The sequence below is a fragment of the Pseudoalteromonas sp. SR43-5 genome, assembly GCF_014163835.1.
Taxonomy (GTDB): domain Bacteria; phylum Pseudomonadota; class Gammaproteobacteria; order Enterobacterales; family Alteromonadaceae; genus Pseudoalteromonas; species Pseudoalteromonas distincta.
Genome location: NZ_JACJEA010000008.1, coordinates 87,375 through 109,460 on the forward strand (window position 1 = coordinate 87,375; position 22,086 = coordinate 109,460).

A 22,086-nucleotide genomic window follows, 5' to 3' on the forward strand; every position below is an offset into this window, starting at 1 on the left:
TGGGGGTAGTTTACAGCAACTATCAAAACCACTTAAACTTTAGCTTTGCTGAGTGTACTCTGCTCACCTGTGGCCTCAGTAGATTACAATGAATATCAATATAGCTACTTTTATTTGGTTCTATAAAAATATCATCGCTTTTACCTAAACAATTACCAACAAACTTTCCGTTTTTATCGAATGTAGATGCTATAACACCACCTGCATATATGCTTTCATTGGTGATATTTTTTAACTCGGCAGTTATTCTTACTCGCCCATTTTCTTTAAAGATATCAGAAAGGGTAAGTTTATAATCACTATTTAAGTCGTCAGTGCCCTCCAATGCTTTATTTGATACCTGCTCTTTAAAGCCACTATCAACTTCTGCGGCTATTGTTAGCGCGTACACACTGATACCACCGAGTGTTGCTATTACAAACCCTATCCCCCAAAAAAAGCCCTTTATAGCCTCATTAAAATTATTACTCATTTAATTCCCTTTTAATTTTTCACTAGTAAACTTCGTTAACAATATACCCAAAATTACTCCTTTCACTAACCTAGTATATAAATTAAGACTTATTTTTGTAATAAGCTTTTTAAACCATAGTACCAACTAAGCGCTGCCACCGTGCCATGAGTTTCTTCTTCAAAGTAACGTTGATTTATATATAAACTGTTACTCGGGTGCGCTTTTAGTTTTTTAGCAAGCTCTAAGCCCCATTTATAATTAGCCTCTCCAATTTCACCAAAAGCTGCATTATTAGCAAAAGTAAAATATACATTGCCTTTAAGCTGCTTATTTATAAGCTGTTGCTCGTCAAAATAACGATTGAGATAATTATTATCCCAAAGGTAGGTTGCATCAATAATTAAGTAATCAGTAAATAAAGAGTGATTTGTAAGTAAAACATAACTTGCGAACAAGCCGCCGAAAGATTCCCCAATTAAGACCCGCTTATTTGATGTACGGTAATTTTTATTAATGAAGGGAATAAGTTCTTTTTCAAAAAAAGCGGTGTAGTTTGCGGCATTGCCAATGTTTTCAAATTTTTCGAGTAGCTTGCCGTTAAAAGTCCAATCGACATTGGTAGGGGTAAAGTCGCGCTCTCTTATCGCATTTTTACTGTTAGGAACAGCGACAATAATTGCTTGTTGAATTTGTTTTTCTAGCCGCTCAGTACTGAGTGCTTCAACAAGCCCCGCTAAGGCTTTTAAATGGGTTGGGTCGCCATCAAGCAGGTAAATAACAGGATATACTAGTTCGAGGTTTTGCTTGTAGCTTGGCGGTAAATAAACACTATAACTGCGCTGCTCACCTAAAATAATAGACTTAAGCTGATGTGTTTCTGCTAACACAATATTTTCTGACGCATACGAAGCTGTAATAAAATACAGATAACTAAACGCCATTAATAAAGCTTTCATAACCATCCTTGTAATTAATAAGAGCAAACTTAACTTTTTACAGTCTCTTCTACCGTTTCCACATTTACAACCTGATTCAAGTTACCTTTAATAACCACAGTCGCTGATATTTTATCTTGAATGGCTTGTCTGTTTGGATCCCAATATATCTGTAAAAACCCTAACAAGCCTGTGGCAAAGCCTGCGCCGTAGCCGCCGTAGCGACCAAAACAATCTAATAAACCTAATGGCTCACCGCTTAAGGCAACCACACGAATATTACATACCTTTTTACCCGGTGTTTGGCCGCGCCAAAGTAGCGAGAACAACGTAAAGTAAACAGCAGCCCAGCCAAAACCTAAGCCTAAGTCTTGAATAATACCCTTGCTCCACTGCAAAATACTGTTTGTGGTTGTTTGTGCAGGTTTTTCTTCTATTAACTGTGCAGGCTTTATTTCTTTATTTTCACTGAGTACTAATAGTTGTAAAAGTACGGTAGCAAGTTGTGGGCTTTGTAGGTCGTCCATTTCTGCTAATTTGGGAACTTGCCCAATTAAATTATCAAACGCGTTTTGTTGGCAAGGTTGCTCACAGCTTTCATCAGCTGTTTGCGCTAAATAAGTATTTACCCGTTGTTTTTCTGTGGCGGTAAGCTGTATTTCATCTTGTATTTTTACGCCCTGAACAGCTAAACCTTGATCAGTGTTATCGTCTTCTAGGTAATCAATGCCAATTGAAAGCACAGTAAGTGCGCTTACAAATAAAATACTTGCCGCCGTTATTTTTAAGATTCTTCGCCACACATTCGACATTTTTGGAAGGTATTGCTGTGCCGTACCTTTATAAAAAGCCATTGCAGCAACAAACGCTATTAAAGCAGCGCTAAGCTTGGCCGCTAAAAATATCAGTGCAACATCAATAATAATCGCTAGTGCACGCTGAATAGGTGTAGCTAAAGGCAAGCCCAGTAAAGCGCTGTCAATTTTAAAAGCGTAGGGTGTAATAACTTCTCGGGTTTCAGAATTTGATAATTCTAATTGTTCTATTTCTGTGGCTTTCATTTATTTTCTTGTTATTAAAATAGGTAACCCGGTTAACTTACGCGTTTTTTATTTTTTGCTCAAGGTAAAGCTATTAGAATCAATGCACAAAAAAAGGGCTACATAAAATGCAGCCCTTCATGTTTTTACTCAATGTTAATTACTTACTAGCAATTATACCGTTGGATAATCGGTGTAGCCTTGTTCTGCGCCACCAAACAAAGTGTCGGGGTTGTGGCTGTTAAGTGGCTTGCCTTGCTTTAAGCGTGCTGGTAAGTCTGGGTTTGATACAAACGGGCGACCAAAGCCAATCATGTCGGCCCAGCCTTCGCTAAGTGCTTTGTCTGCGCGCTCTTTGGTGTACTTGCCTGCGTAAATTAATACTCCACTGTAGGTTTTGCGAATCGATTTTTTAAATTCGACACTCATTAAAGGTGCGTCATCCCAATCGGCTTCGGCTATATGCATGTAACCTACACCGGCTTTATTTAATGCCTCAGAAACCGCTAAGTAAGTTTCTTCAGGGTTTTCGTCTACTGTGCCATTAAGAGTTGTTAACGGGGCAAGTCTTACGCCTACTTTACTGCTACCAATTTCGTCGCTAACAGCATGTACCACTTCAATTAAAAAGCGTATGCGGTTTTGCACACTGCCGCCATATTCATCGGTGCGAGCATTTGACTCTGAGTCTAAAAATTGATTAATAAGGTAACCATTTGCAGCATGAAGCTCTATGCCATCAAACCCTGCATTAACTGCATTTTTAGCTGCTTGGCGAAATTCGCCTATGACATGCGTAATATCTTGTTTGCTCATTTCGCGTGGGAGTTGGGTGTCTACAAACCCCGGTGCGCCGTTTGTATCTACAAATACTTTTACGTCTTTTGCAGCAATGGCCGATGCTGAAATAGGCTGCACGCCACCAGTGTTGTCACTGTGGGTAACACGGCCAACATGCCAAAGCTGAGCAAACATCACTCCACCAGCGCTATGTACTGCGCTTGTTACTTTACTCCAGCCTGCAACTTGCTCATTTGAATAAATACCCGGAGTCCAAGCGTAACCTTTACCAAGCTCACTAATTTGTGTGCCTTCGCTTACAATTAGTCCGGCACTTGCGCGCTGTGCGTAATATGTTGCCATTAAGTCGTTAGCTATATCGCCAGGCTGTGTTGAACGCGAGCGAGTCATTGGGGGCATAACAATACGGTTTTTTAATGTTTTACCTGCAAGTTCTATTGGTTCAAAAAGTAATGTCATAATGCCTCCTAAGCTTGATTGCGCTCATAATAACGTAACCAAGCACATGCAAAAACAACAAAAACTGCAAAATAGTTTTGTTGTATCTGCAATAAAGCCACAAAGTAAAACACATTAACTTTAGGTGAACTAAATGTATTTTATTGACTCTTAACAGCACTATTAAGTTGAGGGTTTGATGTGAATAAAGGGAATGCATGGCCGTGGGTTATCTCGTTGTGTATACACGCTATTGTGTTGTACTTTTTGTTTTCGCAATCTATTAAAGTTGCGCCGCCAAAGGAGGAAAAAAACGCAATAATACAGGCCTATGTTACGGTTAATTTAGCAAGCCTACCTAAGCTAAGCTCAGTTGTTACAACAACCAATGCGCCTGATATAAAACCTGTAAACACTAAAACTGATGCACCAAATTCAGCGACCTCTAACACTACACCTATAAAAAAAGATTCTACAAAAGCCAAAGTAAGGGTAACTAAAAAAACGCAAGCCAAAACCATCACGTTACCAAAGGCACAAACAGAGCTTAAAAAAGCCCCTGTAAAACCTGTTGAACCCCAGTTAGCCACGCCTTCAGAGCCTACAACAAAAGCTTCTCAAACATTTAAAAAGCTAAATCCATACGCGCCGCTATTTGGCTCTCCTGTAAATAATATGACTCATAAAAAAATGGTCTCCTTTGGTGAAGATAAAAGCTCTGAAAATGAAGAGATAAACAATAAGCCCACAATTAAAACGCCAGTAAAATCTGATAATTCAGAAGTTATTAGCCAAAATACAACTGGCACACGACGATTAGAAAAATTTAACGGTAAATGCTATTTAATTGATACTTCAACCGTATTTGGTAGTAATGGCATGCCTCAAGGTAGCGGTAAACCCTGTCCTGAGGATAAAACTGATAAAGAAATTATGTTTGAAAAAATCATGAAAAAATGGAGCCGTAAAAATAATTAACTTTAAATAAGTGAACAAATAATATGTTTATCCGTATTGATAAGCTTAAAGTAATTAGGAGTAAGCCATGATCACCAAACAACTATCCTCACTTTTTGTATTTAATTTATTAGTTGTAAGTGCACAAGCTAATGCAAACCAGCGCTGGTACGTTGTTAACGACTCAGTAATGGGCGGTGTATCTAATAGCCAAGTAACACAAACTCAAGAAAGTTTGCTTTTTACAGGCAATGTTTCGCTTGATAATAACGGCGGCTTTGCATCAATACGTACAGAGCTAAGTACACAAAGCCAAAATACTAAAGCTATAGCGCTGCGTGTTAAAGGTGATGGACAAATCTATCAGCTTAGGCTCAGAACTACCAATTACCTTGATGGCGCAGCGTACACTCACTCATTTAAAACAGTAAAAAATGAATGGGTAGATATAAACTTTGCTCCGAGTGATTTTACTTTAACGTATCGCGGCCGCGTGCTTGAGCAACAACCGATTATTGATTTTGACGATATAAAACAGCTAGGCTTTATGATTGCAGGTAAGCAAGAAGGTAAGTTTAAACTTGAAGTGGGTAAAATTGAGTTTAAAAGCTAATCAAGCAGCAAGCTTTGGCATTGAGCGGTGTAATCATGAGCGCGAATGGTTGCGCTACTTTCGGTGTACTATTTAGCCCTACTAGCAAAAAGCCCCACTTTATTAAAGTAGGGCTTATACCAATTTATTAAACTAACTCATTGCTTACTTAGTGCTTTGGTTATCTTGTGAGAGCGCAATAAGTGCAAGCGCCGCATTTAGACGAGTATTTAAATTATTATAAATAGTCATTCCAAACACACCGATAATACAAACTATTAAACCCATTTGTAGGTTAACGCTCATCTCTAGTAAAAAAACAGCTGCAACTAGTAAGCATAGCGCTAATGCATAAATAATAGATTGAAAGGTAAAGTTAATATCACCTTTGGCTATTTTAAGTAATTCATCTTTATTCATAATTTACTTCCTTGTTATTTAATCACTAAGACTCAATTGCCAGTAGCTCTACTTCAAAAATAAGTACTGAGGCAGGAGGAATACTCCCTACACGTTTTTCGCCGTATGCTAATTGGTGCGGTACATAAAAAATGTATTTATCGCCTGGGCTCATCAGTTGTAAGCCCTCAGTCCAACCTTTAATCACTTGGTGTAAGCCAAAGCTAATCGGTGTTTTACGCTCTACTGAGCTGTCAAACACCGTGCCGTCGATTAGTGTGCCGTGGTAATGCACGTTAACCATACTTGTTGGGCTTGGTGTGTTTTCACTCTCACCTTTGTGTACTATTTTGAACTGCAAGCCAGAAGCTGTTTCTACTACACCTTCTACTTTTGCGTTAGCGGCTAAGTAATCTGCCCCTATTTGTGCATTTATGCCTGCTTGTTGTTTTGCTTTTTTACTATTTTGAAATATTAAAAAACAAAAAATGGCGATAACCACCGCCAAAATTATATTGATCATTATTAACCTTTTTCGTTATCTAGTTCTTCGTTTTTTTCGTCATCGTTATCGTTATCGCCATTTACTATGTCGGCAATTTCTTTAAGGCGAGCAAGCGCAATTCCGTTTACTGAGTTTTCTGGATACTGGTCATCAATAATATCGCCAGCTTCTATATCCATTAACAGGTTAAGCGCTTGGTCTACGGTTTCAACTGCGTAAATATTAAATTTACCCGCTTCAACTGCATTAAGTATTTCATCATCAAGCACTAAGTTAACTTGGTTTGATTTAGGAATGATAACGCCTTGCGAACCTGTTAAGCCACGCATTTTACACAGTTTGAAAAAGCCTTCTATTTTTTCGTTTACGCCACCAATAGCCTGTACATCACCATGTTGGTTAATAGAGCCTGTCAGTGCAATTGATTGGCTAATAGGTAGGCTTGTAATAGACGAAATAAGCGCACACAACTCTGCCAAAGATGCACTATCGCCATCTATATAACCGTAGCTTTGCTCAATAGCGATATTAGCGCTAAGCGTTAAGCTAAAGTGCTGCGCGTATTTATTACCTAAATAACCGGTAAGTAGCATTACACCTTTTGAGTGAATTGCTTTACCAAGCTCGGCTTCACGTTCAACATCTATTACGCCATCGGCGCCAGCATAAACCGTTGCCGTAATACGCGCAGGGGTACCAAAAGAAGTATCGCCAATGTGTAATACGGTTAAGCCATTTACTTTACCAATGGCTTGGCCGTCGGTTGCAATAAGTGTGTGACCTTCTTTTATATCGCTTAGCATGTTTTCACTAATTTGGCCGGTACGGTATTGCTTACCTTCAATGGCTTCATCAATATGATGCGCATCTATAACAGTTAATTTATCTTGTTTTGCGTAGTAACTTGCCTCTGCAACTAATTCAAGTACATCAGCAAAGCGCGCAGAAAGCTTATTGTGATGCTCTGCTTGGCGGTAGCTAAACTTAAGTAAACGCACCATAGCAGCTTGCGTGGTAGTGCACTTTAATGTTTGCTCGCAGTACTCGGTAACTTTAGTTATAAATTGGTACTGTAATTTATCGCTACTTGGTAAGTAGTAATCAAAGTCAGCTAATACTCTAAATAACTCTGCAAACTCTTCATCGTATTCACCTATGGTGTAATACAGTTCGCGCGAGCCTAATAAAATAATTTTCACATCAAGCGGTATAAGCTGCGGGCGCAGTGTAAAACTACTACCTACTGAGCTATCTTGATACGGTAAGTCGTTTTTAATTTGATGCGTTTTAAGCGAAAGTTTTAAACCATCCCACACTTGAGGGTTAGCCATTACCTTTTCAGCATCCATAATTAAATAACCGCCATTAGCACGGTGCAATGCTCCCGGCTGAATAGAGCGATAACTGGTAATTAAAGACCCTTGCGATGTGGAATACTCAATTTTACCAAATATATTACCAAATGTTGGATTGGGCTCGTACACCACGGGTGCTGCATCGTCTTCTTTAAACTCAACTAAAATATTAGGTGCAAAAAAGTCGGTAAGCATGCCTTTACGATCAAAGTCTTCTTTGCTTTCTTCGCTTTCGTCTTCGTCATCGAGCCACTCAAGTACCGCGTCTATAATTTCAACGCGTATATCTTTTAAATAACGCAGTACACCAATATGAGTTGCATATTTATGTTCTAAGTCTTTTAAAAGCGGTTTTGTGGCCTGCTCTGCAGTCGACTTTTTAAGATTACGCTGTTTTTCTTTTGATTCGCGCTTCCAGCGTGGCAGCTCAATTAACGCTTCTATTAATGCATCTTCTAGCTTTTCAATTTTTTCAAAAAACTCTTCGCGTAACGTTTCTTCAAGTTCGCCAAATTCGCTATCGCTTAATTGTTTACCATCTACAAGCGGTGCAAACCCAACTGAATTTTTTTCTTCGACTAATGCAACACTTTGCTCAAATGCCGCAATTTCTACTGCGGTAATAGCACTGTCGTAGGCATCGTTAAATTCACGGTCGATTGATTTTTTTTTGCGTTGATATCCTGGGTTATCAAATGCAGCAGGAAATGTGTCGAGTACTTCATCTAAAAATGAATCTATGTCGTCACTAAGTTGCTTACTTTGCCCTGCATGCATAAACAGCGCGATAGGCTCTCTGTGGTCATCGTAATTATTTACGTATAGCCATTCGTTTGGGGTTGGGCGGTCTTTTGCGTGTTGCTTAAGTTTATCTTTAACAAGCGTAAAGCGCCCATGGGCAGCCTCGCCCATTACATAAACGTTGTAACCAGGTAGTTCCATCCCTAAAGAGAAATCTAAGGCACTTTGGGCGCGTTGTTGGCCTATAAATGTTAGTTGCTCGGGGTATGGATTGCTCATACACGTATGTACGTGATTAGTAGAAATACTCGGTGCGAGCTTTGAAACAGATAGTGGCAGCAATTTTTTCGTCATTCTAACTTCTTTTTTTACCAACATATTCGCTGGCCTTTGGGCGTATTAAGTGGCCCGCAGCCACTTAATAATTATATTTAAGGGTGCAGCGCCTTACGACTAAAATAGATTCCATCACATTCAATACACGGTGTAATTTGTGTCGCGTGATAAACATCGTAACTATGGGTGCAATTCTTACATACTAATGTGCCCATGGCTATCCATTCGCCTGCGTGATACACACCATTGTGCTTAAAATCTTGACTGAGAGATTGCCACTCAAGCTGAGTTTTATCTTCTATGTGCGAAAGCTCAAACCATAATGATTCTTTAAGCTCTTGCCATGCAAGCGAATTATAGTGCGATTCGTTTTCTTGGACATGTTCTATATCGCGCTGTAAATAACTTTTATATAAAGCGTATCTTTCTTGCCCTAAATCTTTAAGTGCCTGCTCAGATTCAACAAATCGAGTAACTGCGTCTTTTACTTCATGATCTTTTACATCTTTTAGCCATTTGGTTAAATCGCCAAGCCATGCTTTATAATCTGCCATTTTTTACTCCTTCAAAATTGCTGTTAAATCACCCTATAACTTAGATAAGTATAGGTTAACCTGAACTGAAGGTTAGAATTTATCAAAACCGCGTTTTTGACGCTGTGAATAGCACTTTATTTGGGGTATCCTAATGGCAATTTTTTATTAGTTTGCAAGAAGTCTGGAACCATAGATGCAAGAGCAATATAACCCGCAAGATATAGAGTCAAAAGTACAAAGCTACTGGGAAGAAAACCAGGTATTTAAAGTCACTGAAGATGAGAGCAAAGAAAAGTATTATTGCCTTTCTATGTTTCCTTATCCGAGTGGTCGACTGCATATGGGTCATGTACGTAACTACACCATTGGTGATGTTGTTTCTCGTTTCCAGCGCCTGCAAGGCAAAAACGTAATGCAACCTATGGGTTGGGATGCGTTTGGTTTACCTGCAGAAAACGCTGCTATTAAAAACAAAACAGCACCTGCTAAGTGGACATACGAAAATATTGACTACATGCGTACACAGCTTAAGCAATTAGGTTTTGGTTATGACTGGGATCGCGAAATTGCGACGTGTCATCCAGAATACTACAAGTGGGAGCAGTGGTTTTTCACTAAGCTTTACGAAAAAGGCTTAGTGTATAAAAAAATGTCGACGGTTAACTGGGATCCAGTGGATCAAACAGTATTAGCTAATGAGCAAGTTATTGACGGTCGCGGTTGGCGTTCAGGCGCTGTGGTTGAGCAAAAAGAAATTCCACAGTGGTTTATTAAAATTACCGACTACGCACAAGAACTACTTGACGATTTAGACAAGTTGGAAGATTGGCCAGAGCAAGTTAAAACAATGCAGCGTAACTGGATTGGCCGCTCTGAAGGGTGTGATATTGAATTTAAACGCACCGATAACGACGAAACTTTTAGTGTATACACAACTCGTCCAGACACCTTTATGGGTGTTACGTATGTTGCTGTTGCTGGTGGTCACCCTATTGCACAAGAAGCCGCTAAAAATAGCGATGCTGTTGCAATGTTTGTTGAAGAATGCAAAAACACCAAAATTGCCGAAGCAGACATGGCAACAATGGAGAAAAAAGGCATAGCAACAGGCTTTTACGCAACTCACCCATTAACGGGCGAGCAAGTACCAATTTGGGTCGCTAACTTTGTATTAATGCATTACGGCTCAGGCGCTGTTATGGCGGTACCTGCACACGACCAACGCGATTTTGAATTTGCAACGGCTTACGGCCTAGATATTAAACAAGTAATTGCACCGGTTGAAGGCTCAGGTCTTGAAGTAAACCTTGAGCAAGAAGCATTTACCGATAAAGGCGTACTTGTAAATTCAGGTGAATTTGATGGTCTTGATTTTGACGCCGCGTTTAAAGCCATTGCCGACAAGCTTGAAGCACTCGGTGTTGGGGAGCGCAAAGTAAACTTCCGTCTACGTGACTGGGGTGTGAGCCGTCAGCGTTATTGGGGCTCTCCAATCCCAATGCTTAGCGACGAAGAAGGCAAAGAACTTGCAGCAACAGAAGATATGCTACCAGTTCGCTTACCAGAAGATGTGGTAATGAATGGTGTAACGTCACCTCTTAAAGCAGACCCTGAATGGGCTAAAACAACAGTAAATGGCGCACCTGCGTTTCACGAAACTGACACGTTTGACACCTTTATGGAATCATCTTGGTACTACGCACGCTACTGTAGCCCACGCTACGACGAAGGCATGCTAGATCCAGCGGCTGCTAACTATTGGTTACCAGTAAACCAATACATTGGTGGTATTGAGCACGCTATTTTACACTTATTGTACTCGCGATTTTTCCATAAATTATTACGTGACTTTGGTTTAGTAAATTCAGACGAGCCGTTCGACCGCTTACTTTGTCAAGGTATGGTGCTTGCTGAAACATTTTATCGTAAAGATGAAAAAGGCGGCGATGTATGGATTTCGCCAAGCGATGTAAATACCGAAACCGACGACAAGGGCCGCGTAACTAAAGCATGGCATAAAGAAGACGGTGAGCCGGTATTCTCATCAGGCATGAGTAAAATGTCGAAGTCTAAAAACAACGGTATAGACCCACAACAAGTAATTGCCCAATACGGTGCAGATACAGTGCGTTTATTTATGATGTTTACAGCACCACCAGAGCAAACGCTTGAATGGTCAGACTCAGGTGTTGAAGGCGCACATCGCTTCTTAAAACGTGTATGGAAATACGCAGTAGATGTTAAAACAGTAGGTTACCAAGCACTTGATAAATCAGCGCTCACTAACCCGCAAAAAGTACTACGTCGCGACTTACACAAAGCAATTGCTAAAGTGACTGATGATGTTGAACGTCGTCAAACCTTTAACACCGCTATTGCAGCCATTATGGAGCTTTCTAATAAGTTATTAAAAGCACCACTGAGCGACAAACAAGATGTAGCGATTGCTAACGAAGCACTTGAAGCATTAGTTATTATGCTTGCACCTATTACTCCGCATTTATCACATGAGCTTTGGAAAGAGCTTGGTAAAGAAGGCGAGATTTTAGATGCGCAGTGGCCAAAAGTTGACGAGTCGGCTCTTGTTGAAGATGAAAAACTAATCATCGTACAAGTAAACGGCAAGCTTCGCGCTAAGTTAACAGTGGCAGCTGATGCCACTCAAGAGCAAGTAGAAGCCCTTGCGTTTGCAGAATCTAACGTAACTAAATTTACGGATGGCGCAACTATTCGTAAAATCATTTACGTTCCAGGTAAACTACTTAACGTGGTAGCTAACTAATATGGCTGCATTTAACGCCATTAAAAATGGACTAGCCTTAGTGCTAGTCTGTTTTTTGTTATCAAGCTGTGGCTTTCATTTAAAAAAAGCCTCTAGCTTGCCTGATAACTTAAAACAGCTAACACTTGTAGGCGATGATGAAAAATCGACTTTATTTACTGAGCTTAAAAAAGAGCTTAAAGCGAGTAACGTAGAGCTAGTATCGTCAGCTAAAGATAAAGCCCAATTGTATTTACGCAAAGAAAGTATTGAACGCCAAACTCTTTCGCTGTTTCAAAATGGTCAGGTTGCTGAATACGAACTTGCTTATGGCGTGTCGTATGTAGTTAAACTCCCTGGCGAAAAAGCGATAGAAAAACGTTTTGAGCTTTACCGTAATTACCAAGACGATCCGGATCATGCATTAGCAAAAGCAAAAGAGCTTGAGCTACTCATTAGCGAGATTCGTGAGCAAGCCAGTCGTCGTATTGTTAGAGAGCTGTCGCAACTATAATGCGCTGCTATGCTAATCAACTACCGAGTGAATTAAATAAAGGGCTAAAGCCCTTTTATTTAGTATTTGGTGAAGAGCCTTTTCAAGAAGCGCAGTGCGTACAACAAATTCGCGACTGTGCTAAGCAACAAGGTTTTGATGAAGTAATTAAGTTTACTTTAATGCAAGGATTCGATTGGCAAGAAATCATAGCCCAGTATCAGAGCATGTCGCTGTTTAGCGCCCGCACTATTATTGAGCTTGATTTAAACCAACAAAAGCCAGGCGTTATTGGCAGCAATACCTTTAAAAAAGTAGTTGAGCTGGTTAATCCCGATACTATTTTAATTGTTAAAGGCGCTAAAGCCAGTCAAGAAGTACAACGTGGTGCGTGGTTTAAAGCCCTTGATAAACTAGGCGTGTTCGTACCTTGCTACCCACTTACGGGCTCTCACGTAAAACGATGGCTTGATGAGCAATGCCAACGTTTATCACTTAATATGCAAAGCGACGCCAAAGTAAGCTTAATAAATGCCACTGAAGGCAACTTATTAGCCTGTTTTCAGGAGCTTGAAAAGCTCTCGCTACTACACGGCAATGCATTAATTACTCAGCAACTAGTTATGCAAGGGCTGTTAAATCAAGCCAAGTTTGATATTTTTGATTTAAGCGATGCACTATTAAATGGCCACGCTAAACAAGCTATAAAAGTACTAAACAAACTTGCCAGCGATAACACCGAAGTGGTGAGTATTTTGTGGGCTATAACCAAAGAGCTTAATACACTTATAAGTGTGCAACTTGGTTTATTAAATGGCGAACCCATAGCAAATTTATTTAAACAAAAAGCAATTTGGAAAAACCAACAAGGTCCAGTTCAAAACGCAATTAACCGTTTAAATATGCACACACTGGAACAAATAAACAGTGATGTTGCGTTGTTTGATGCCAGTTACAAGCAAGGTAATTTAATTGCACCTTACCAAGCGCTTGCTCATATTTGTATTAAATTTTGCCAGCCGCTCAACATTCCTATGCCGTGCCACGCGGTTAATTAATAAATAATGGGTGTTAAATGATCGCAATTTTTGGTGGCACTTTCGACCCCGTCCATTTAGGCCATCTAAATATGGCGCAGCAATGCGTTAATGCGTTTAATTTAGATACGCTTTATTTTATGCCCTGTGCACTCCCTGCACATAAAGCAGCTCCGGGAATTAGTACGCAGCACCGTATTAATATGCTAAACGCAGCTATTGCACCTTATCCTCATTTTGAACTCGATTTAAGAGAGCTTAACCGAGCTGGTCCATCGTATTCGCTACTTAGTTTGCAAGAACTTCGTAAAGAGCACCCCACTACACCTATTTTATTTTTAATTGGTATGGACTCGTTTAACAATCTCGATAAGTGGTTTGAGTGGAAGGCAATAACACAGCTTTGCCATATTGTGGTGTACCAGCGCCCAGCTCAACATTGCACTGTAAAAGGTGAGCTCAAAAGCTATATGCAACACGCAAATGCTGGCGAAGTAGCGGCACTTAAACACTCACTTGCAGGTAAACTTTATTTTTTACCGGGCGAAATGCTCGATGCAGCCTCAAGTACAATTCGCAAGCAGCTAAAAAAAAGTAATAAAAAGAATGAACTATTGCCCGATGCAGTGAGTCATTACATAGAAGTGCATCAGCTCTATCAAATTGATGCTTAAAAACTCCTAGCGTGTTAAAATGCGCGCCATTAAATTTTTAAATTGAGACAAAACCTTGGATTCAAAACAACTACTCGCCTTTGCTATGGACAAAATTGACGATATGAAAGCGCGTGACATCGTTCATATTGACGTAACTGAAACATCAGATATTACAGATTACATGGTAATTTGTTCTGGTACTTCTAAACGCCACGTACAGTCAATTGCCGATCACTTAGCAAAAGAAGCGCGTCATGCAGATTCAGAGCCACTAGGTTATGAAGGTGAAGGCGACGGCGAATGGGCACTGGTTGATTTAGGTGATGTGGTTGTACACGTGATGCAAAACGAAGCACGTAGCTATTACGATCTAGAAAAACTGTGGGGCTAAACGCTCACTCATTTTAGACAATGCTTGGAAGTAATACGTGAAAATACAAATGATTGCTGTTGGTACTAAAATGCCAGCATGGGTAGAAACGGGATTTGCAGAATATCAGCGCCGTTTCCCTAAGGATATGGCGCTAGAGTTAATCGAAATTCCAGCCGGTAAACGTGGTAAAAATGCAGATATAAAGCGTATTTTACACATTGAAGGTGAAAAAACATTAGCGGCTATTCCAAAAGGCAATCGTATTGTAACGTTAGAGGTAACAGGGAAAGCACTGGATACTCACCAACTTGCTAAAAATATGGAAAAATGGCAACTCGATGGCCGCGATGTAAGTTTACTTATTGGCGGACCTGAAGGACTTGCTCCAGAGTGTATTGCAGCGTCTGAGCAAAAATGGTCGTTATCTAATTTAACATTGCCGCATCCTTTGGTGCGTATAATTGTTGCAGAGAGCCTTTACCGAGGCTGGAGCTTAAATAACAACCATCCTTATCATCGCGAGTAACCCCTTGCCATGCTAAAACATAGACCCACTATTCGTGACCACTCCGCAGAAGCAAACTTATTTGCTAGGCGATCATTCGTGGGTTTTGTTTTTGTATTAGGATTAGTCGCAGTATTGCTTTCTAATCTTTATACTATTCAGGTCGAAGATCACCAAGACTACCAAACCCGCTCCAACGATAATCGTATTAAAGTTATTCCTATTGCACCCAACCGTGGTTTAATTTACGACCGTAACGGTGTGCTACTTGCTGAAAACAAACCTGTTTACAACCTTGAGGTCATCCCCGAAGAGGTAGACGACCTTGACGAATCGCTTGATCAAATAAGTAAAATAATTGCGATTACAGAGCAAGACAAACAAGACTTTTTAAAAGATATAAGACACACCCGTCGTTTTAAATCACAAGTATTAAAAGCCCGCTTAGACGAAACAGAAGTGGCGAAGTTTTCGGTTAATCAACATAAATTCCCTGGTTTTAGCATTGAGGCACGCCTTGCACGCTACTACCCATTTGGTGACACACTAACGCATGCGCTCGGTTATGTTGCCAAGCTTAATAGAAAAGAGCTAAACCAATTAGAACAAGAAGACCGTGCAACCAATTACCGCGCCACACATGATATTGGCAAACTCGGCATAGAAAAATATTACGAAGAAACACTGCACGGTAAAGTAGGCTCACAACGGGTAGAAGTTAATAACCGTGGCCGTGTAATACGCACCCTGAGCATGACCCAACCGCAACCTGGTAGCGACCTAGTACTTACTTTAGACGTGGGCTTGCAACAAATAGCACAACATGCGCTTAAAGATATGCGTGGCGCTGTTGTAGTTATGGACGCCAAAGATGGCGGCGTGCTGGCACTTTATTCAAACCCAAGTTACGATCCAAACTTATTTGTACACGGCATTAGCAGCAAAAATTATAAAGCGCTGCTTAACCAAGACCGACCATTAATAAACCGTACTACGCAAGGTCGTTATGCGCCGGCCTCTACTGTAAAGCCTTTAATGGCAGTATTAGCGCTTGAAGAAAATATAGTAAATGAGTCAACATCAATGTGGGATCCTGGCTTTTTTCAAATTCCAAATGTTGAACATAAATGGCGAGATTGGAAACGTTGGGGCCATGGTCATGTAGATGTATATAAAGCGATTGAAGAGTCGTGTGATACCTATTTTTACGATGCGGCTTATCGATTAGGCATTACTAAAATAAGCGATTTTATGGCCCGTTTTGGCTACGGCGATTTGTCAGGTATTGATATTCACGAAGAAACTACTGCTATTCTACCTTCAAAAGAATGGAAAGAAGGACGCTTTAAAGAGTCTTGGTGGCGCGGTGATACTATTTCGGTAGGCATTGGCCAAGGTTACTGGACTGCCACACCTATTCAAATTGCAAATGCAACTAACATATTAGTTAATCGTGGTATTAATCATCCACCTCATTTGGTGCAAGTAATAAAAAAAGATAACGACATAACGCAAATTAACAACGAAGAAAAACCCCCTGTTATTTTAAAAGATCCGCGCCATTGGCAGGTATCGTTAGATGCAATGCATAATACAGTACAAAAAATATCAGGCACAGCCCACAAAGCATTTAAAGGGACTAACTACGACTCGGCTGGTAAAACCGGTACCGCGCAAGTAGTTAGTATTGCCCAAGGTGAGCGTTACGATGCAGAATCTCTTAAAGAACGCCAACGCGATAATACAATTTATGTAGGCTTTGCACCTTATAGCGATCCTAAAATTGTGGTTTCTGTTGTATTAGAAAACAACCACGGCGGCATTCAAATAGCTCGCCAACTTATGGATTACTACTTTGCAGCCAACCCTGTTAATCTTGCAAGGAACGAGACACCATGACCGCTTTGCACGATAAACGCTCTATTTGGATGCGTATGCACCTCGACCTACCGCTGCTTATTGCACTACTTATAATGATGGCTGGCAGCATAATGGTTGTTTACAGCGCAAGCGGGCAAGAGTCTTCTATGATGATTAGGCATATGACCCGCATGGGCGGTGCGATTGTTGCTATGATTGTTTTAGCCCAGTTTTCGCCTGCCACGTTAAAGCGGTTAGTGATCCCACTTTATTGTGTTGGGTTATTAATGCTAGTCGGTGTACTTTTATTTGGAGTAAGCTCAAAAGGCGCGCAGCGTTGGCTCAATTTAGGGGTGACACGGTTTCAACCTGCAGAATTAATGAAGTTGGCAGTCCCGATGATGGTAGCTTGGTATATAGGTAGAAATCACTTACCACCTCGCCCGCTACATTTAATTATTGGTTTTATGATTGTAATGCTCCCTACATTATTAATTAAAGAACAACCCGATTTAGGTACCGCTATACTTATTGCAAGCTCAGGTATATTTGTATTATTTTTGTCTGGGTTGAGTTGGCGTTTAATAGGGTTTTTAAGCTCGATTGTAGCGCTTGCTGCATGGCCATTTTGGCACTACGGTATGCACGATTATCAAAAACAACGTGTACTCACCTTTTTAGATCCTGAGAGCGATCCGCTTGGTTCGGGTTATCATATTATTCAATCGAAAATTGCTATTGGATCAGGCGGCATAGAAGGTAAAGGCTGGTTGCTTGGTACACAATCGCAATTAGAGTTTTTGCCAGAGCGCCACACCGACTTTATATTTTCGGTTTTAAGCGAAGAATTTGGCTTATTCGGCGTATGTGTTTTACTTAGCCTGTACTTATTTATTATTGGTCGTGGTTTATACATTGCTGTTAATGCACAAGATGCATTTGGTAAATTGCTCGCAGGCGCACTCACACTCACCTTTTTTGTATATGTATTCGTAAACATAGGCATGGTATCGGGTTTATTACCTGTTGTAGGCGTACCTTTACCACTGATTAGTTATGGTGGTACATCGATGGTGACGTTAATGGCAGGATTTGGCATTATTATGTCAATCGCGACAGATAAAAGGATGCTTTTAAAATAATGCGACACACGAATCAGTTTATATTTACTACATTATTAATTTTACTTTTAAGTGCTTGTAGTAGTGGGCCAAGTAGCCGTTATAGTATGCGTCATGATGCAGCGCCATTAAGAGCTCCAACTACACTTGAGATGCAAGACGCTATAGTTACCGAAACCACTAAAAGTGCTAGCGCTAGCCGCCCATACACAGTGCTTGGTAAAAGCTATTCGCCCATGCTTGATGAGACGGGTTATAGTGAGGAAGGCATTGCCTCTTGGTATGGTCGTAAATTTCATGGTTATCACACCTCAAATGGTGAAACGTATGATATGTTTGCCATGACCGCAGCGCATAAAACGCTGCCACTACCTAGCTTTGTTAAAGTAACCAATACAGCAAATGGTAAATCGGTAATCGTACGCGTGAACGACCGTGGCCCATTTCATGACGATAGAATAATTGATCTTTCGTACGCAGCCGCTTATAAGCTTGGCTACTACACCCATGGTACAGCAAAGGTTAAGCTAGAGGCCGTTACGCTTGCGGGCGCAACTGCGCGTCAAACCTATATTCAGGTAGCTGCAGGTAGTACACTTGCTAATATTGAAGCACTTGCCAGCACATTGCGAGAGCAATACAAATTACCAACAAATATTGTGCAAAAAGACGATATTTACAGATTGCATTTAGGGCCAATAAAAGACACCCCTCATGCAGACGAAGTATTAAAAAAATTAAAACAAAATCAATTTCAAAACGCGTTCTTGCTTTACACTCAGTAAGACTAATACCCAAACCAGCCCAAGATGCTCGCATCTCGGGGTAGTTTGGGTATAAAATGGCGTAACGCGAATCTTTAACTTTAACCATTAATGAGTATGATGAAATCTATTAAACATAAAATCCTCAAAGGTGTATGCGGCCTAGTTTGTACAGCCGCCGTATTCTCAGCCAGCGCCCAAATTATTCCGGCACCACCTCAAGTTAATGCGAAAGGTTATTTTTTAGTCGACTTTACAACTGGTAAAGTTATTGCTGAAGGTGAAGCCGATACACAGCTAGCACCTGCAAGTTTAACTAAAATGATGACCAGTTATGTAATTGGTACTGAAATTAAAGCAGGTAATATTGCCACTACCGATATGGTAACGGTAAGCGAAAAAGCATGGGCTAAAAACTTTCCAGAATCTTCAAAGATGTTTATTGAAGTAGGTAAACAAATTAGTGTTGATGAGCTTAACCACGGTATTATTATTCAATCAGGTAATGATGCATGTGTAGCAATGGCTGAGCATATTGCTGGAAGCGAAAGCGCATTTGCTGATTTAATGAATGCCCATGCTGCTAAATTAGGTATGAGCAACAGTCACTTTATCAACAGCCACGGCCTTGATACTGACGAGCACTTCACAACTCCACGCGATATGGCGACACTTGGTGCTGCTCTTATTCGTGATGTGCCAGATGAATATGCACTTTATAAGCAAAAGTCATTTACTTATAACGGCATTAAGCAATATAACCGTAACTCATTATTATGGGATGAAAGCTTAGATGTTGACGGCATTAAAACAGGGCATACATCAGAAGCTGGTTACAGCCTAGTTACCTCAGCAACTAAAAACGATATGCGTTTAATTGCTGTTGTTATGGGTACCTCAAGCGAACGAGCTCGTAAAGTAGAAAGTAAAAAGCTACTTAACTATGGTTTTCGTTTTTATGAAACAATTACTCCGTACAAAGCAGGCGATAGCTTTGCAGAACAACGTATTTGGATGGGTAACAAAGAGAACGTATCTTTAGGTATTTTAGAAGATACACCAATTACTATCCCACGTGGTCAGCATAAAAACCTTAAAGCTAACTTTGAGCTAGATAATACGCTTGAAGCACCACTTGCTAAAGGTACTAAAGTAGGTACGTTATTCTTACAACTAGAGGGCGAAGATATTGCTCAATACCCACTAGTTACACTTGAAGAAGTGGAAGAAGGCAGCTTCTTTAGCAAAATTTATGATTACTTACGCTTACAGATCATGCAGTAATTTATATCTCCCCTATTAACTAGGTAACTAATTTAAACGTCTCCACTGTGAGGCGTTTTTTTTTGCTTGAAAAATGTTAGAATGCGCCCCATATAAGCAAGACTGCTAATTGCCTATCTGTATTAAGCTTCAAGCTTGCATAGAGTCCACACTTTTGTATGAGGAGTCACCGTCGTGGTTCAACCTGTTAAAGATACTAAATTTGATGAGTACCTAGAGTACCCTTGCCCATTTACATTCAGAATAATGGGTTTAGCTAACGTAAACTTAACTGATCAAATTTTAGCTAAGTTACAACCAATAGCACCTGGCGATTACGCCCCTAAAGTAAAACCAAGCAGCAAAGGTAATTACGAGTCAGTAAGCCTTGTAGCAACAGTTACTAGTGGCAAACACATTGAAGAAATTTACAACGTGATCAGCAATATTGATGACGTACGCCACATGCTTTAATCCATAGTTGAGATTTGTTGTGAACGAAAACACTTTGATCGTACGCCAACTGGGTCGTCAGCGTTATATGCCAATTTGGCAAAAAATGCAGGACTTTACCGACACCCGTGATGAAAATACGCCAGATGAAATTTGGCTTGTAGAGCACGAGAGTGTATTCACCCAAGGTCAGGCTGGTAAGGACGAACACTTACTAGCTCCTGGCGACATTGAGGTGATTAAAGTTGACCGTGGCGGGCAAGTAACTTACCACGGCCCAGGCCAGCAAATGATGTATGTATTATTTAATCTACGTCGTTTAAAGATTGGTGTACGTGAACTGGTTACTTGGCTTGAAGAGTGCATTATTGAATCACTCGCCGAGTATGGTATTGAAGCTTATGCTAAAGCTGATGCACCAGGTGTATACGTTAATGACAGTAAAATTGCATCCCTTGGTTTAAGGGTTCGTCGTGGTTGCTCGTTTCATGGCTTAGCATTAAATGTTAACATGGACCTAAGTCCATTTTTACGCATTAACCCATGTGGTTATGCGGGCATGAATATGGTGCAAACTAAAGAATTAGATGGTCCTCAAAACCTAGAAAGTGCGGGTGAAGGATTGGTGAAACACATGATCAAGAAGCTTAATGCAACACAGGTTAAGCATACTGAAGGGTTTGAAAACGAATGAATAAACCAGTCAAAATGGAACCAGGTGTAAAACTACGCGACGCAGAAAAAATGGCGTTGATCCCAGTAAAAGTTTTACCTACAGAAAAAACTGAAATGTTGCGTAAGCCAGAATGGTTAAAAATTCGCTTACCTAAATCAACCGATCGTATTGACGGTATTAAAAAAGCGCTACGTAAGCATGGCTTACACTCGGTATGTGAAGAAGCTTCGTGCCCTAACCTATCTGAATGTTTTAACCACGGTACAGCTACCTTTATGATTTTAGGTGCTATTTGTACTCGTCGTTGCCCATTTTGTGATGTTGCTCATGGTCGCCCATTAAAACCTGATGCCACTGAACCTGAAAAGCTAGCACTTACTATTAAAGATATGAAGCTAAGCTACGTTGTAATCACTTCAGTTGACCGTGATGATTTACGTGATGGTGGTGCACAGCACTTTGCTGATTGTATTCGCGAGATTCGTAAACATAATCCCACTATCACTATTGAAATATTAGTACCTGATTTTCGTGGCCGTATGGACCGCGCACTAGAGATTTTAATCGAGACGCCACCAGATGTGTTTAATCACAACTTAGAAACTGCGCCACGTTTATACAAACTAGCGCGCCCAGGTGCTGACTACAAATGGTCATTAGAATTACTTCGTCGCTTTAAAGAAGCTCACCCAGAAGTAAAAACTAAATCAGGCTTAATGGTAGGTTTAGGTGAAGAAATTAGCGAAATAGAAGAAGTACTTCGTGATTTGCGTGCGCACAACGTAGACATGCTTACTGTAGGCCAATACTTACAGCCTTCTAAGCATCACTTACCGGTTAAACGCTACGTGCCACCAGTAGAATTTGATGGCTTAAAAGCGTATGCAGATGAAATTGGCTTTACTCACGCGGCTTCTGGCCCGTTTGTACGTTCAAGCTACCATGCTGATCAACAAGCAGCGGGTAAAGAAGTGAAATAATCACTTTTATCAAAAAATTAAAAAAGCCGTTAATGATGCATAATTATTAACGGCT

Annotated in this window: 23 protein-coding genes; 15 read left to right on the forward strand and 8 right to left on the reverse strand. The window is 40.4% G+C overall.

Annotated features, from left to right (window positions below; translation table 11 throughout):
* Nucleotides 1-22: 22 nt before the first annotated feature.
* From H5090_RS06595 to H5090_RS06610, 4 genes are all read right to left on the reverse strand, one after another.
* Nucleotides 23-472 (reverse strand): hypothetical protein, encoded by a 450-nt coding sequence (locus H5090_RS06595; RefSeq protein WP_039489341.1) that lies wholly within the window; start codon nucleotides 470-472, stop codon nucleotides 23-25.
* Between the two features lie 89 nt (nucleotides 473-561).
* The gene (locus H5090_RS06600) at nucleotides 562-1,410 is read right to left on the reverse strand and encodes an alpha/beta hydrolase (RefSeq protein WP_182695319.1); all 849 of its coding nucleotides are present in this window, start codon (nucleotides 1,408-1,410) and stop codon (nucleotides 562-564) included.
* Between the two features lie 29 nt (nucleotides 1,411-1,439).
* On the reverse strand, nucleotides 1,440-2,450 hold the full coding sequence (locus H5090_RS06605) for an RDD family protein (RefSeq protein WP_182695320.1): 1,011 nt from the start codon (nucleotides 2,448-2,450) through the stop codon (nucleotides 1,440-1,442).
* Between the two features lie 153 nt (nucleotides 2,451-2,603).
* On the reverse strand, nucleotides 2,604-3,689 hold the full coding sequence (locus tag H5090_RS06610; protein ID WP_182695321.1) for an alkene reductase: 1,086 nt from the start codon (nucleotides 3,687-3,689) through the stop codon (nucleotides 2,604-2,606).
* A gap of 180 nt (nucleotides 3,690-3,869) precedes the next feature.
* Here H5090_RS06610 and H5090_RS06615 point away from each other — a divergent pair, with 180 nt between their 5' ends.
* Together H5090_RS06615 and H5090_RS06620 are read left to right on the forward strand one after the other, a co-directional pair.
* On the forward strand, nucleotides 3,870-4,646 hold the full coding sequence (locus H5090_RS06615) for a hypothetical protein (protein WP_182695322.1): 777 nt from the start codon (nucleotides 3,870-3,872) through the stop codon (nucleotides 4,644-4,646).
* A gap of 67 nt (nucleotides 4,647-4,713) precedes the next feature.
* Nucleotides 4,714-5,238 (forward strand): CIA30 family protein, encoded by a 525-nt coding sequence (locus tag H5090_RS06620; protein WP_182694060.1) that lies wholly within the window; start codon nucleotides 4,714-4,716, stop codon nucleotides 5,236-5,238.
* A 144-nt stretch (nucleotides 5,239-5,382) separates the two neighbouring features.
* On the opposite strand, the gene H5090_RS06625 is transcribed toward H5090_RS06620, so the two are convergent.
* The 4 genes from H5090_RS06625 to H5090_RS06640 form a co-directional block, all read right to left on the reverse strand.
* Nucleotides 5,383-5,637: a hypothetical protein gene (locus H5090_RS06625; protein ID WP_002958531.1), complete on the reverse strand. Its 255-nt coding sequence runs from the start codon at nucleotides 5,635-5,637 to the stop codon at nucleotides 5,383-5,385.
* Nucleotides 5,638-5,662: 25 nt separating this feature from the next.
* Nucleotides 5,663-6,139 (reverse strand): FKBP-type peptidyl-prolyl cis-trans isomerase, encoded by a 477-nt coding sequence (locus H5090_RS06630; RefSeq protein ID WP_182695323.1) that lies wholly within the window; start codon nucleotides 6,137-6,139, stop codon nucleotides 5,663-5,665.
* Nucleotides 6,140-6,141: 2 nt separating this feature from the next.
* The gene (locus H5090_RS06635) at nucleotides 6,142-8,571 is read right to left on the reverse strand and encodes a Lon protease family protein (RefSeq protein WP_259395061.1); all 2,430 of its coding nucleotides are present in this window, start codon (nucleotides 8,569-8,571) and stop codon (nucleotides 6,142-6,144) included.
* 77 nt (nucleotides 8,572-8,648) lie between these two features.
* A complete protein-coding gene (locus tag H5090_RS06640) occupies nucleotides 8,649-9,107 on the reverse strand; it encodes a zinc ribbon-containing protein (protein WP_002958528.1) in 459 nt (152 codons plus the stop codon).
* 175 nt (nucleotides 9,108-9,282) lie between these two features.
* On the opposite strand from H5090_RS06640, the gene leuS reads away from it, so the two are divergent.
* From leuS to lipA, 13 genes are all read left to right on the forward strand, one after another.
* Nucleotides 9,283-11,871: a leucine--tRNA ligase gene (gene leuS, locus H5090_RS06645; protein WP_024594703.1), complete on the forward strand. Its 2,589-nt coding sequence runs from the start codon at nucleotides 9,283-9,285 to the stop codon at nucleotides 11,869-11,871.
* Nucleotide 11,872: 1 nt separating this feature from the next.
* Nucleotides 11,873-12,364 carry an LPS assembly lipoprotein LptE gene (gene lptE / locus H5090_RS06650; protein ID WP_024594704.1) on the forward strand — a complete coding sequence of 164 codons (492 nt, stop codon included), beginning with the start codon at nucleotides 11,873-11,875 and terminating at the stop codon, nucleotides 12,362-12,364.
* The gene (holA, locus tag H5090_RS06655) at nucleotides 12,364-13,401 is read left to right on the forward strand and encodes a DNA polymerase III subunit delta (protein ID WP_002958525.1); all 1,038 of its coding nucleotides are present in this window, start codon (nucleotides 12,364-12,366) and stop codon (nucleotides 13,399-13,401) included. The genes lptE and holA overlap by 1 nt, the downstream gene beginning before the upstream one ends.
* Before the next feature lie 17 nt (nucleotides 13,402-13,418).
* Nucleotides 13,419-14,054 (forward strand): nicotinate-nucleotide adenylyltransferase, encoded by a 636-nt coding sequence (gene nadD / locus H5090_RS06660; RefSeq protein ID WP_024594705.1) that lies wholly within the window; start codon nucleotides 13,419-13,421, stop codon nucleotides 14,052-14,054.
* Nucleotides 14,055-14,109: 55 nt separating this feature from the next.
* Complete coding sequence (gene rsfS / locus H5090_RS06665; RefSeq protein WP_002958523.1) at nucleotides 14,110-14,427, forward strand: ribosome silencing factor; 318 nt, start codon at nucleotides 14,110-14,112, stop codon at nucleotides 14,425-14,427.
* Between the two features lie 37 nt (nucleotides 14,428-14,464).
* Complete coding sequence (rlmH, locus tag H5090_RS06670; protein WP_002958522.1) at nucleotides 14,465-14,935, forward strand: 23S rRNA (pseudouridine(1915)-N(3))-methyltransferase RlmH; 471 nt, start codon at nucleotides 14,465-14,467, stop codon at nucleotides 14,933-14,935.
* 9 nt (nucleotides 14,936-14,944) lie between these two features.
* A complete protein-coding gene (mrdA, locus tag H5090_RS06675) occupies nucleotides 14,945-16,813 on the forward strand; it encodes a penicillin-binding protein 2 (protein WP_182695325.1) in 1,869 nt (622 codons plus the stop codon).
* Nucleotides 16,810-17,916 carry a rod shape-determining protein RodA gene (rodA, locus tag H5090_RS06680; protein WP_002958520.1) on the forward strand — a complete coding sequence of 369 codons (1,107 nt, stop codon included), beginning with the start codon at nucleotides 16,810-16,812 and terminating at the stop codon, nucleotides 17,914-17,916. Before mrdA ends, rodA begins: the two co-directional genes overlap by 4 nt.
* The gene (locus H5090_RS06685; RefSeq protein ID WP_182695326.1) at nucleotides 17,916-18,680 is read left to right on the forward strand and encodes a septal ring lytic transglycosylase RlpA family protein; all 765 of its coding nucleotides are present in this window, start codon (nucleotides 17,916-17,918) and stop codon (nucleotides 18,678-18,680) included. Before rodA ends, H5090_RS06685 begins: the two co-directional genes overlap by 1 nt.
* A gap of 99 nt (nucleotides 18,681-18,779) precedes the next feature.
* Complete coding sequence (locus H5090_RS06690) at nucleotides 18,780-19,943, forward strand: serine hydrolase (protein WP_002958518.1); 1,164 nt, start codon at nucleotides 18,780-18,782, stop codon at nucleotides 19,941-19,943.
* A gap of 174 nt (nucleotides 19,944-20,117) precedes the next feature.
* A complete protein-coding gene (gene ybeD / locus H5090_RS06695) occupies nucleotides 20,118-20,396 on the forward strand; it encodes a DUF493 family protein YbeD (RefSeq protein ID WP_002958517.1) in 279 nt (92 codons plus the stop codon).
* A gap of 19 nt (nucleotides 20,397-20,415) precedes the next feature.
* Entirely contained in the window at nucleotides 20,416-21,069 is a 654-nt protein-coding gene (gene lipB, locus H5090_RS06700; RefSeq protein ID WP_010554695.1) for a lipoyl(octanoyl) transferase LipB, read from the forward strand.
* Nucleotides 21,066-22,031, forward strand: coding sequence for a lipoyl synthase (gene lipA, locus H5090_RS06705; RefSeq protein WP_002958515.1), 966 nt, complete (start codon nucleotides 21,066-21,068; stop codon nucleotides 22,029-22,031). Before lipB ends, lipA begins: the two co-directional genes overlap by 4 nt.
* Nucleotides 22,032-22,086 lie beyond the last annotated feature (55 nt).